The 12,700-nt window shown below is 43.0% G+C and carries 8 protein-coding genes and 1 pseudogene; 6 read left to right on the top strand and 3 right to left on the bottom strand.

Features of this window, described 5'->3' with window-relative positions; genetic code table 11:
• The first annotated feature begins 11 nt into the window (after positions 1-11).
• The 3 genes and pseudogenes from MHN81_RS13510 (at position 12) to MHN81_RS13500 (ending at position 3,792) form a co-directional block, all read left to right on the top strand.
• Positions 12-1,708: pseudogene (locus MHN81_RS13510) on the top strand (carbon starvation protein A).
• Positions 1,709-1,771: 63 nt separating this feature from the next.
• On the top strand, positions 1,772-3,304 hold the full coding sequence (locus tag MHN81_RS13505) for a leucyl aminopeptidase family protein (protein WP_239425960.1): 1,533 nt from the start codon (positions 1,772-1,774) through the stop codon (positions 3,302-3,304).
• Between the two features lie 92 nt (positions 3,305-3,396).
• Complete coding sequence (locus tag MHN81_RS13500; protein ID WP_239425959.1) at positions 3,397-3,792, top strand: HIT domain-containing protein; 396 nt, start codon at positions 3,397-3,399, stop codon at positions 3,790-3,792.
• Positions 3,793-3,806: 14 nt separating this feature from the next.
• Here MHN81_RS13500 and MHN81_RS13495 read toward each other — a convergent pair whose 3' ends face one another.
• Positions 3,807-5,492: a Zn-dependent hydrolase gene (locus MHN81_RS13495; protein ID WP_239425958.1), complete on the bottom strand. Its 1,686-nt coding sequence runs from the start codon at positions 5,490-5,492 to the stop codon at positions 3,807-3,809.
• 217 nt (positions 5,493-5,709) lie between these two features.
• On the opposite strand from MHN81_RS13495, the gene MHN81_RS13490 reads away from it, so the two are divergent.
• Positions 5,710-6,549 (top strand): HDOD domain-containing protein, encoded by an 840-nt coding sequence (locus MHN81_RS13490; RefSeq protein ID WP_023398511.1) that lies wholly within the window; start codon positions 5,710-5,712, stop codon positions 6,547-6,549.
• A 44-nt stretch (positions 6,550-6,593) separates the two neighbouring features.
• Here MHN81_RS13490 and rdgC read toward each other — a convergent pair whose 3' ends face one another.
• Complete coding sequence (gene rdgC / locus MHN81_RS13485; RefSeq protein WP_023398512.1) at positions 6,594-7,502, bottom strand: recombination-associated protein RdgC; 909 nt, start codon at positions 7,500-7,502, stop codon at positions 6,594-6,596.
• 147 nt (positions 7,503-7,649) lie between these two features.
• Positions 7,650-9,410, bottom strand: a complete 1,761-nt coding sequence (locus tag MHN81_RS13480) for a HAMP domain-containing sensor histidine kinase (protein ID WP_036975588.1) — start codon at positions 9,408-9,410, stop codon at positions 7,650-7,652.
• Between the two features lie 209 nt (positions 9,411-9,619).
• On the opposite strand from MHN81_RS13480, the gene MHN81_RS13475 reads away from it, so the two are divergent.
• Positions 9,620-9,985, top strand: coding sequence for a response regulator (locus tag MHN81_RS13475; protein ID WP_036975591.1), 366 nt, complete (start codon positions 9,620-9,622; stop codon positions 9,983-9,985).
• A gap of 295 nt (positions 9,986-10,280) precedes the next feature.
• On the top strand, positions 10,281-12,698 hold the full coding sequence (thrA, locus tag MHN81_RS13470; RefSeq protein ID WP_239425957.1) for a bifunctional aspartate kinase/homoserine dehydrogenase I: 2,418 nt from the start codon (positions 10,281-10,283) through the stop codon (positions 12,696-12,698).
• The last annotated feature ends 2 nt before the right edge of the window (positions 12,699-12,700 follow it).

Below are 12,700 nucleotides of genomic sequence, written 5' to 3'. Positions count from 1 at the left end.
GAGGACATCTCGTGCAATCGATCATGATAGTGTTGTTCGGTATTTTGGGTATGCTATTTGGCTGGTTTGTATACTCTAAGTTTATCGCAACCAAAATTTTCAAAATGGACGATAACTTCGTCACACCTGCCCATGAACTTAATGATGGGGTTGATTATGTTCCAACCAATAAAGTGGTGTTGTGGGGTCATCATTTTACTTCTGTGGCTGGTGCTGCGCCCATAGTTGGCCCTGCTATCGCAGTCTATTGGGGCTGGGTTCCTGCTGTACTTTGGGTGGTAATTGGTACCATCTTTTTTGCTGGTGTCCATGATATGGGCGCACTTTGGGCTAGTGCTCGCCATAAGGGTAAGTCAATGGGGGCATTATCTGAAACTGTCATTGGCAAGCGCACCCGTTCGCTCTTTATGATTGTGGTATTTTTAGTACTCTTAATGGTAAATGCGGTTTTTGGTGTTGTGATCGCGAATTCGTTTGTTGCCAACCCCAATGCTGTTTTCCCTGCTTGGTCGGCAATAGTGGTTGCTTTGATCATTGGCCAGTTGTTAAAACGAAGAGTGCCACTGATCCCATTGTGCTTAGTGGGTGTTGTGGTGCTGTATGCAACAATTTATGCAGGCAGTGGCATGCCTATTGCGCTTCCCAGCGAGGTATTTGGATTGACAGATAAAGCCAGCTGGATATTAATCTTATTTGTTTATGCGGCAGTTGCGTCTTTGTTACCTGTTTGGATGTTATTACAACCTCGAGACTTTATTAATGGCATGCAATTGCTGGTTGGGCTGGTATTGCTCTACGGTGCGGTTTTTGTTGTGATGCCAGATATAACGGCACCAGCATTTAATACGCAAACGGCTATCGACACGCCAAGCATTATTCCATTGCTCTTTGTCACGATTGCGTGTGGCGCTGTCTCTGGTTTCCATGGCATCGTATCGTCAGGCACCAGCTCAAAGCAGTTAAATAAAGAAACCGATGGTCGTTTTGTCGGGTATTTGGGTGCTGTTGGTGAAGGTTCGTTGGCGCTTATTACTTTAGTGGCTGTGAGCGGGGTTATGTTGGCGGTATCGCCTGAAGAATGCACGAAATATACAGTCACCTCGGTGCAGGTTCTGTTGGCGCATTTATTCAAGGCGGATCTAACTTGATCAGCACCGGGTGGGGACTATCCGCTGAAATCGCATCAACTTTATTAGCTGTTATGGTCGTTTTGTTTGCGGGCACGACTATGGACTCAGGTGTGCGTTTACAGCGTTATATCATCCAAGAGTGGGGTGATATCTATAAGTTACCAGTACTAAAAAATGGCATTGTCGCCACCTTAGTTGCTGTGGGATGTTGCTTATTACTTGCATTTGGTGCCGGCGGAGCCTCTGGTAGTGGGGGCATGATAATTTGGCCGTTGTTTGGCTCGACTAACCAAATTTTGGCAAGCCTAACCCTGTTGGTGATCTCTGTTTATCTAATCAAGTTGGGCCGACCAGCCAAATTTACGCTTATCCCCATGATATTTGTGATCTTAATGGCATTTTTCGCGGGCTTGATTAAATTGGGAGAATACTACGAAAAGGGCAATTGGCTACTAGTTGGATTAGATATCATCGTATTAGTCGTGAGTGTATTGGTGATGTTAGAAGCATGGAGTGTGGTCAGTAAACTGAAAAGTACAGCGGAAGCAGCTACGGACAGTGAAGAATCGACAAGCTAACTTGGCTCTTGCAAATAAATAACCGATAATTGGCCCTTAAATTACAAGAACAAGGGCCTTTTTATGTCTTTTCCTCTCTCATTGCCAGCATCAAATTGGCAACAAAGTGACGCTGATGCCTTAATCGTCATTACTTCAGATGTAAGTGATTTAGGCGATAAACAGCTCAATGAGGCAGCTGCGCCTTATTTGGCCGTAGATGCACGTTTGGCAACACAGGCAAATGTCTTGTTGGCGCCTCAAGTTCCGGGTCAACGTTTAATTTTAGCGCCGACCGGACCTCTAAATCGTGATTACGATGATGTGCGTCGTTTCTTCGCTGCTGGTCAAGCGGCCATTGCACAAGCCAAAGCTGCTGGTGCTGTAAAACCCGTCGTGGTGTTGGCAGGTGTCCCGAGTGATGAACGTTATCAAAATGCCTTACAGGTTGCATTTTTGGGAATGTGTCAGGCACTTTGGCAGCCTTTAGAAGCGCGAGAGTATCGTGGAGCGCAAATCGAGCCGGTAGAAAGTGTTTACTTAGTTGGCGCTGAAGATGCGCTTTGTTCACAGATTAATGCGATTGCAGCGGGTCAGTATGCGGCGCGTGATTTATGTGGTACAGAGCCTGAGCGTATGGCTCCTCCTCGTTTTGCTGACTATTGTGTATCTTTGTTTGAAAATACCTCGGTTAAGGTAGAAGTCATTTCTGACATCGCTGCTATAGATAAAGAATATCCAATGTTGAGCACGGTTGCGCGCGCGTCGTATGCCGTGGAGCGCCATCACCCGCGTGTTGTTAAAATGGAATATATACCTGAAGGCGATATCGAGCGCACTTTAATGTTTGTAGGTAAGGGTCTTGTTTACGATACAGGCGGCGCAGACTTAAAAGTGGGCGGTTTTATGGCTGGTATGAGTCGTGACAAAGGCGGTGCAGCATCTGTTGCTGGGTTTATGAAGTCAGTGGCCGAGTATCAACCAAAAGGTGTGAAGGTGATTGCTTACCTAGCCGTTGTGAGAAATTCTATTGGCTCTGATTGCTTTGTTCCCGATGAAATTATCGAAACCCGCGAAGGTGTACGTGTACGTATTGGTAACACCGATGCTGAAGGACGTTTAGCAATGGGGGATTTACTCAGCGAGATGAAAGACTTAGCGAAATCAGAGGTAAACCCTGAATTATTCACAGTTGCCACACTTACCGGCCATGCAGCAAGGGCAATGGGTCCATACAGTGCATTTGTTGAAAATGGTCCGGCACGTGCAAATTCAGTATCGCGCTTGATTGCTGATAAAGGAGATGTCTGGGCTGATTGTGCGGAAGTTTCTCGCAGTCGCAGAGAAGATTATGACTTTGTACAGCCGCGCACTTTAGCTGATGATGTACTCTCTAGTAACAATGCACCTTCAGCGGTAACAGCGCGAGGCCACCAGTTCCCAATGGCATTTTTAGCCATTGTAGGTGGTTTGGACAAACATGGCTGCGATTCTGAGCTACCTTTACCATATGTACATATGGATATTGCTGGTAGCGGTGTGGAAAACGGTGATTGGCAGCATGGTAAGCCAACAGCCGCAACTGTAAGCAGCTTATTTGCTCGCTATTGTTTATAAGGACGAGTGTTCTTAAGACAACACCATGATCGTGTTGATCAATGAATATAAAGCAGATACTGGGTATCTGCTTTTTTATCGGAGTAGAATACATGGCATTTGAACTTGCCCCTGAATTACAGAGAGATTGTATAGAGTTAGCGTCATGGCCGCTGTGCAAAGTATTATTGATGAATGATAGTCAATACCCTTGGTTTATTCTTGTGCCTCAAGTTGAAGGTGCGCGGGAAATCATTGATTTGACAGAAACGCAGCAGAGCCAATTTTGGCAGGAGTCAAAGCAACTAAGTGAGCTTTTAATGGCGGTTTTCACGCCAGATAAACTCAATGTTGCTGCATTGGGTAATATGGTACCGCAACTACATGTGCATCATATTGCGCGTTATACACATGACGTCGCTTGGCCTAAACCGGTTTGGGGTTTGCACCCGGCTCAACCATACAGTGACAGTCAATTATTGGCGTTAAAAAAGGCGCTGTCATTTTAGCGCCTTTTGAGTATTTAAAGCCCTAAGACAGACTTGCCTTGTTTGAAGGTGACGTCGACGGGGATATTTGCATTGGCCAGCTTATTTAAGTCTGCTTGCAGCTCTGTTTTTATATCTCCGTGAGTTGCAATTAGTTGGTCAACTTTTTGGTAATCACCATCACCTTGTAGGGTGAGGATCAAATTAGATAGCTTTTCCATTGCAGCACCCATTTTATCCATATCAACTTGATACAAGCCTTGGGCATTTTTAGAAAATGCGCCTTCTTGTTTGAAAAAATTGAAGCGGATCATGTTGGCTTTACCATGAGCACTTGACGCGCCAAAGCGGACCGAACGGAAGATGCCAGCCATAAAGGTAACATAATAGTCTTCCAAGGTGCCTTCCGTTATCTCGCCTTTTTTCAGTAGCTGCTCCACCATGTAAAGTCCTAAGATATCGGCTTTACCTTCTTCTATGGCGCTGGCATGCTCTTGTAGCGACTGACGTACAGTCCCTTTACCTGTGAGGGTATTTTTTACCCCCAAGCCGTGCGCAACTTCATGGAACATAGTATTGGCAAAAAATGCGTTAAACGTAATGTGCTTGCGCTGCTCTGGCACAATCAACTCATCCGCAATGGGTACGAGAATTTTATCGAACTTAGCGCGCATCGCATTTTTTAGTTGTAGCCGGCGAGTCCCTTTTTCTAACTGAACTTGTTCGTCGTTCGGTAAGTTGATAGCAATGGTTTTACTGCCAGCATTTGAGTGTCCTGCGTAGTACACTACGTCATAAGCGTTAAGATCTGCATCTGAGCCTGGGACTTCTTGTTTATATTTTTGTGCAACCGGTAAGCCGGTTTGGAGTTCAGGTAAAAATGCCGCAAACTTTGCGAGGCGTTCGCTCCAAGCTAAGTCTTTAACTAATACGTATGACTCAAATGCGCTTCGGTAGCCAAAAAGTTGATCTTCATATGTTTCGATAGGACCAATAACCACGTCGATAGGGTTATTTTTCATATCCATCCATGCAAAATCTGAAGGTTGATAGCTGTTGTTTAACAAGGCATCAGCACGCAGGTTTAAGTAATTTGAAAACTGCTTGTCTACAGCAAGGGCGCTGGCTTCTCTTAAAAGCTTGGCTGCAGCTTCTAGCTCAGACCTAAATTCAGTGGCATATGGCACTGAATATAAGTTACCTTGTTGGTCTCTTTTAACCATGGAGTAAAGACCCTGCTTGTCTTTAAAGTCAGCTTGGTTTAGTTCTTCTTTGGAAATATCACTGGGATAAAACTCTGCTCCAGGGGCTTTATCATCAAAGCGAGTTAGGAAAATTTTGTCGCCATCTAAGCGGTCCCAAGGGCCATAGTTAATGTCTGCAAAACGGCGTACTTGTTGGTCGTCGATGCGCGCAAGGAAGGTATCTTTGTCTTGACCAAAAGCTTGTTTCCAGAATAGGTCATCCATGATTTTTGAGGCATCTATAAGCAGTGCAATCATTTTTTTCTGGTTGTCATTAAGATGGCTCAGGTCGCTGGTTAAAGTGACTTCTGTATAAATATTGAGGCGGTTTTTATCAATATTTTGCAATGAATAGGTCACTGTATCTTGCGCAGCGGCTGTATTCGATTTTGGTGTGTCTGCTTGTTGTTGTGAGCATGCACTTACTAGCAAACCGGAAGCGATTAAAATCGCGCTAGAGAGTTTAGAAAGTTTCATCATTTATCCCAGGATTTTAGTTATTATGATTGTGTCGCATCTATGATGCGGAAAAAATACCAATTGAGCAAACGGTAAAAACAAAGTATTTTCTATTGTCACCATGCTCAGAATAATTTTTATACTTTTCTTAACTTTATCGAGAAGTTAGACAATACTTAAAGCAGTAAAAATTATAAGGCCATCGTTAAGTGGCGAATTTAAAGGACTTGACCATATGTCTACAGAAAACGCATTACTTACCATTCTTGTCGATAAAATCAATAATGACACACTCGTTTTACCTACCTTGCCTGAAATTGCTGTTCGAGTTCGTCAAGCAGCCGACGACCCCGAAGTCAACCTACTGCAAATGGCAGACGTGATATCTCATGATCCTGCATTGGCTGCACGTATGATAAAAGTAGCAAATAGCGGCTTTATGGGACGTTCTATTAAAGTAAATACCTTAAATCAAGCGGTGACACGTATTGGGCTTCGGCAAATAAAAAATATTGCTACAGCCATGGCAATGGAACAGCTGTTCGTTTCAAATAACAAGTTGATAAAAACGTACATGGACAAAGCGTGGCAAAAAACCTTGAAAGTGGCTTGCCAAGCGATTTCGACCATGGAGTTTTACTTGCGCTTGAACAAACATACATCGCTGAATAAAGACACAATTACACTTGCCTCGCTAGTATTTAATATTGGTGTGTTACCCATTTTGACAGAAGCAGAGAAGCACCCTGAAGTATTTGCAAACCCAAGCTTTTTAGCGCACGCAATTCAAAAATTAGCAGGTCGTATAGGTGGTGCTATTATGCGTGAGTGGGGATTTACTGACGATTTTGTTGAGGTTGCAGAAAGTTGGGCTAACCCAAACTATAAGCCTGAGCATGTTTGTTATGTTGATTTTATCCGTGCTGGCGCTATTGTTGAAGGGATTTTACAAGTATCAGACAAAGCCGCTGCGTTGGGTGTATATGAAGAAAAAGGCGTACTTCGCTCTATTGATATGTTTACAGATGATGCATATTTAGACTTGCTAACGGATGTGAAATCGATGTTTGCTTAAATTTGTGTTTATACAATAAAAAAGGGCCTTGAGGCCCTTTTTTATTAAAGATCGTCTTTATCACCTAGCTCTTTTGTGAGGTCTTCAAGTAATTCTTTTACTTCCTCTGAGACAAGGATAAAGTCAGCATCTAACTTAATTGCTAAATCTTCTTTTGGAATATCAGCATTTTGCTCTTTCAGTGCATCATTGTAGCTCACACGTTTGATTGAACCATCGTTCTGCAATAAAAACTGTACACGCTCTTTCCAATCCAGCGCGAGTTTAGTGACGCGCTTGCCATTTTCTAAGTGAAGCTTAATTTCATCACTGGCTAAGTCATGTTGCTTTAATTTAACTTGTGCACCTTCGTCAGCAGCATCTTGTAGTTCTGCATCATTACCAATAGCAAAACCTTCAGGCGCTTCAAACTTTGTAAGCCAATCAGTTAAGAATACATCGAGGTCGTAGTTAGCAAATGCAGGAACAATAGGCAGTGTGCCCAAAGATTTACGTAGTAAAGCCATCATTTCTTCAGCTTTATTAAAGCTCGCACTATTGACGATAACCCAGCCGCTTTCTTGATCAATAAAGGCAAACTGCAAACTCGATTTTTTGAATGCCTGAGGCAGCAGAGTGGCTAGGATATTTTCTTTAAGTTCATCTTTTTCTTTTTTCTTTACTGGGCGGTTTTCTTCACGCTCTATCTGTTCGACTTTTTCAGCGACCATATCATTGATCACTGCCGCTGGCAGTACTTTTTCCTCGCGCTTGGCACATAACAATATGCTATTTTGTGAGAAATGAGACAGAGTTTGACCGTGTTTCCCTAATGCGTTTACCCAACCAAAGGTGCTCATATCTTGGCTGCCGCAAGCGCGGAATATATCTTGCTCAAGTGCTTTTTCAAAGTCTTCTTGCGTGTACGAAACATCTTGTTTAAAACGGTAACAGATCAGGTTGCTGAACCACATATATTCAAATATCCAAGTGAAAAATCGAATTGCATCATAGCAAATCAAAGGTGTTTCGAGCAAAGCCAATATTGTGGCTTTTGTGATTAAATTTGATTGGGTGATAAGGCGTGAATAAAAGGTCAATTCACGCCGCTGGTGTCAGGGTTAACTAAACATTGCCTGTTGTGCTTTCATTTCTTTCGGGAAACTAATGTGGTAGGTGAGCCCTTGACCCTCTTCTGAGCTAACTTCAATGTCACCATTCAATGTTTGTTTCACCAAATTGAAGGTAATATGTGTACCAAGACCACTGCCACCTTGATCTCGTTTAGTGGTAAAGAAGGGGTCAAATAGTTTCTCTAATTGTGCAGGTGAGACGCCTTTACCGTTATCTTTATAAACGATTTTGACATCTTCATTGTCATCAGTAATTTGGATATCTATGGTGCCCTTATTCACCCCTTCAAAGCCATGGATAAGAGAGTTCATGATTAGGTTAGTGAAAATCTGGCTAATGGCTCCGGCTGGCAAATTAAGAGTCAGATCTGCCGGGCAATCAATATTGACTTCATGCGCGGTTTTTTTCAATTTGGGGTGTAAAGAACGAAGAACTTCGCCTAAATACTGTTGGAAGTTTATGGTTCTAACCGCCTCACTGGCCTGATCAACTGCAATTTGTTTGAAGCTGGCAACCAATTCAGATGCCCGAGCGAGATTGTTGGTTAGAAGGCTCGCACTTTGTTTTGCTTCGTGCATAAACTCTTCCAAGGCCTTCGGAGATAAGGTTTTTTCTTTATAGGCAGCTTCCAGTTGATCGAGGCGCTCTTGCAAAAAGGAAGTCGCAGTAACGCCAATACCAACAGGTGTATTGATATCATGGGTGATACCAGCTACAAGACCACCTAATGCAGCCATTTTTTCTGAACCGACCAAGCGTTCTTGTGCCATATTCAGCTCTTCGACATATTTTTCTAATTCGTTTTGTTTTGTCAGTAGCTCTTCTTCTGTTTGGCGCCGCAGGTCTATCTCTTCTGTGAGTGTCAGCTTTTGCTTTTCTAGTTCATATTTTTGTTGTTGTAAGTCCATCATCGCCTGACTAAGGTTTGATGTTTTCCTAGCAACCTCTTGCTCGAGCTGAATATTGTGTTGATCTAATTTTTCATTACTAATAATGAGCTCTTTTTGCGTCTGATCGAGTTGTTTTCGATATTCGGCAACTTTGTCGATCAGCTTATTAAAGGCTTCTTCCATAACCTTGAGCTCATTTCGTTCAGTGGTATCAATATCTATTTTATGTCCATCAACATTGTCGACTTCAAAGTCTTCTATCTGTTCTGTGAGGTCTGTCAGTGGCTCTGTGAGGAGTTTTCTAAAGGCCAATAAAAATAGGATAATTAAGAAGGTCGTTTTAACCATGGCATTCCCTATCAAAAAGTAGATAGAGATCATAATTCGGCTGAAAACGACTTCGCGACTAGAGAATAAGGTGACGTCACCGACTTGTGTAGCCCTTCCTGAAAACTCAAAAATAAGTGGGAATGTGTACCCGAATAACCCGGAAGGCGTATCTTCAATTAAGGCTTCTTCTTGAACAAGCTGCTGACTGTATAGTTCGTGAATATTTAGAGAGCGCCCGAGTTGAGAGATGATTTCGCCACTATCATCTCGCACAATTATCCCTTCGATCATTGGTATTGCCAATAACCCTTCGGCAGTTGTGACAGTCTGTTTGGTGTTTAATTCCCAGATAGCACGTGTCAGGCTGCGGCTGAAGGTTTTTTGCAGCATGGTCAATTCGTTACGGATGTAGTCTTTAGTGTTGACATATTCTGCGACAACTTGTCCACAAGTTACGACAAACGTTAGCAGAAAGTAAACTGACAGAACGTTTGTAAGTAGTTTTTTCGACAGACTTTTCTGTAGCATGGAGTGTTCTTCGCTCCTGACGACCATGTTATAGCACGCGTGTTAAACTTAAAGTTAGCCAATAAATGGCTAAAAATAAATGTTTATCTTGCTATCTTTACAACATATAAGCGTATATAAAAAACTTACTGGATGTTGATTATTGTGTTATAAGATTAGAACAACAATAACGTTTATTTGTTACTAGAACAATAAAGATTTACCTTCTTATGAGCTATTCCGTGTTAGTGTGTGACGATTCAACTGTTGCACGTAAGCAAGTTGTGCGCTGCCTGAACACACACTTAGATGTTGAGGTTTGTCAGGCTAAAAACGGCCAAGAAGCCGTCGAAATATTGCAAAATTCGCAAATTGATTTGCTCTGTCTTGACCTGACCATGCCGATATTGGATGGGATAGGTGTGCTTGAGGCGATCAAGGCACTTAAAATTGAAACTTTTGTGGTTGTGATCTCGGCAGACATTCAGGACAAAATGAAAACAAGAGTGGCACAATTGGGGGCTTTAAAATTCCTTGAAAAGCCAGTCAAATCAGAACAACTTATGTCTTTACTTAACGAATATGGTATTCGTTAGATAAGTATTTCACTTTCCAGTACGTATCTTGAACTTTTTGCATATTTAATTTCTATTTATCGACTTGACAGATTGGCCAAAGATCGGGCAGTCTAAGTCCTGTAAATATTTTTTAAGCAAAAACTAATCTTAGGTTAACGTAAAAACCATGAACCCAATTACATGTAACGTGACAATTATTATTACGACCACCATCCATACTGGATAGTGGCATAGGTCCGTGCATATTTAAAAAAGGCCTGTGCTCACCAAGAGCACAGGCCTTTTTCGTTTCTGGAATGAGGAAAATTGAAAAATGCGAGTTTTAAAGTTTGGAGGCTCTTCACTGGCAGATATAGCATGTTTAAGTCGCGTGCAGTCTCTGATCCTGAATTATGGCAGTGAGAAAGCGGTTGTTGTGCTATCAGCTCCTGGAGGTATGACTGATAGTTTGGTCGAATTGGTTCAAATAGCTGCGCGCGGCGACGATTATGCTGCACAGTGGGATGCACTAGAGTCGCGCTGTGTGGCCCTTAAACGCGAAGTTGAATCACAATATGGAGAGGTTTTAGGTTGGCCTAAGTTGGACTTACTCAAACAACAATTGCAGGGTGTCCAATTGCTTAAACAGTGCCCAGCATCGGTCAATGCTTTTGCGATTAGCTTTGGTGAACGAGTAAGCGTTTCTCTTATGGTTACTATGTTGAAAGCGCATGGTGCCCGTGCTTTGGATGCGACAAGTTGTATCAAGACTCACGCCCAATACTTAGATGCCGAAGTTGACTTGGATAAAACTCGTGAAGCTGTTAGCCAGCAAGTGGCTTCTGAAGACTCAGGTATTTATATCATGGCCGGGTTTACCGGTAGCAATGCTGCAGGCGAGCTGACAACACTGGGTCGCAATGGGTCTGATTATTCAGCGGCTGTAATGGCCGCAAGTCTCAATGCCGATATTTGCCAAATATGGACGGATGTCGATGGGGTGTATAGTGCGGATCCTAGGCTGATTAAGAAGGCCACCAAAGTTGACCGCCTTTCATATAAGGAGGCGATGGAGCTTGCCTATTTCGGAGCAAAAGTGTTGCACCCTAAAACAATCTTGCCATGTGCTAAAGCCAATGTCCCATGCGAGATAAAAAACACTCATGATCCGGATGTGCCTGGATCTTTAATCTCTTCTGACGGCACAGGTGATGCGCCTGTAAAAGCACTATCAAGTTTGGATAATCTAGCTATGCTGACGGTGTCTGGGCCGGGTATGAAAGGCAAAGTGGGTATGGCTGCAAGAGTGTTTGGCGCACTGGCTAATGACAATGTGTCGATTGTCCTGATCACACAGTCGTCATGTGAGTTCAGTATTAGTTTTTGTGTGTATGAACAGGATTTAGCCTTGGCACTCAATGCGTTAGAGGCGGCATTTACATTGGAGACGCACGCGGGACTTATTGAACCTGTTGAAGTACGTAAAAAGCTCGCCATCGTAACTTTGGTCGGTGACAATATGAAGTCACACAAAGGGCTTGCTGCTAAATTCTTTGCCTCTTTGGCACAAGCTCAAGTAAACGTGGTTGCAATTGCACAAGACTCTACGGAAAGTGCGATCTCTGCTGTTGTTTCAGGTGAGTTGTGTAAAGACGCAATGAAAGTTTGTCATGAGAACTTCTTTACTCATGTTCCTTCCATAGACCTCTTTTTACTGGGTTGTGGCCTAGTCGGCAAAGAGTTAATCAAACAACTCGAAAAGCAACAAGACTGGCTGGCAAAACGCAATATCAAGTTAAATCTTTATGGTGTGTCGAATTCGAAACAGTGCTTTTTAAGTAAAGAGGGTGTTGATTTCGAACAGTGGCAAAGTCAACTGGCGCAAAGTGAGGCCAGATTTGACCTGAATAAATTAGAACATTTTGTCAAAGTGAATCACTTGATTAATCCAGTTATTGTTGATTGTAGTTCTTCTGAGCAACTTGCAGATCAATACGCAAACTTTTTAAATGCAGGGTTCCATGTGGTAGCCGCCAATAAGAAAGCCAACACTGGCGATATGGCGTATTACCATCAGCTGAAAAATGCAGCACAAGGTTCTGGTAGGAAGTTCTTATATGAAACTAACGTTGGAGCAGGGTTGCCAGTTTTAGACAATTTGCAGTTATTGTTTGGTGCAGGTGATGAATTACTGTCTTTCAACGGTATTTTATCTGGTTCTCTGTCATACATGTTTGGGGTGATAGAAGATGGTCTCAGCCTGTCAGAAGCAACCGCGAAAGCGAAGCAAAATGGTTTCACAGAGCCAGATCCGAGGGATGACCTATCAGGTACTGATGTGGCGAGAAAGCTATTGATCATTGCTCGTGAGGCTGGATTTGATTTGGAGTTGAATGATATTCAAGTTGAACCAGTGGTCTCTGAGGAATTTGCGCAGGGCAGTTCAGTTGATGAGTTTATGGCTCGTCTGCCTGAATTGGATGCGACATTCTCTGATCGGGTTCAAAGCGCTGCCAGTGAAGGTAAAAAGCTACGCTATGTTGGCAGCATTCAAGACGGCAAATGTAAAGTGGGTATAGAAGCGGTGGACGCTAGCCATGCGTTGTTTGATATACGTGATGGAGAAAATGCACTGGCAATTTTGAGTCAGTATTATCAGCCTAAGCCATTTGTGATCAGAGGTTATGGGGCGGGCGCAGAAGTAACGGCCGCAGGCGTATTTGCCGATATCTTAAAAACACTCTCTCGTTAGGA

This window comes from Pseudoalteromonas sp. Of7M-16 (genome assembly GCF_022347805.1).
Classification (GTDB): Bacteria; Pseudomonadota; Gammaproteobacteria; order Enterobacterales; family Alteromonadaceae; genus Pseudoalteromonas; species Pseudoalteromonas luteoviolacea_F.
This window is presented reverse-complemented; position numbering and strand designations above follow the sequence as displayed.

Coding starts and splice junctions, on each gene's coding strand:
- MHN81_RS13505 (WP_239425960.1), top strand. CDS start 1,772: ATGTCTTTTCCTCTCTCATTGCCAGCATCAAATTGGCAACAAAGTGAC.
- MHN81_RS13500 (WP_239425959.1), top strand. CDS start 3,397: ATGGCATTTGAACTTGCCCCTGAATTACAGAGAGATTGTATAGAGTTA.
- MHN81_RS13495 (WP_239425958.1), bottom strand. CDS start 5,492: ATGAAACTTTCTAAACTCTCTAGCGCGATTTTAATCGCTTCCGGTTTG.
- MHN81_RS13490 (WP_023398511.1), top strand. CDS start 5,710: ATGTCTACAGAAAACGCATTACTTACCATTCTTGTCGATAAAATCAAT.
- rdgC (WP_023398512.1), bottom strand. CDS start 7,502: ATGTGGTTCAGCAACCTGATCTGTTACCGTTTTAAACAAGATGTTTCG.
- MHN81_RS13480 (WP_036975588.1), bottom strand. CDS start 9,410: ATGCTACAGAAAAGTCTGTCGAAAAAACTACTTACAAACGTTCTGTCA.
- MHN81_RS13475 (WP_036975591.1), top strand. CDS start 9,620: ATGAGCTATTCCGTGTTAGTGTGTGACGATTCAACTGTTGCACGTAAG.
- thrA (WP_239425957.1), top strand. CDS start 10,281: ATGCGAGTTTTAAAGTTTGGAGGCTCTTCACTGGCAGATATAGCATGT.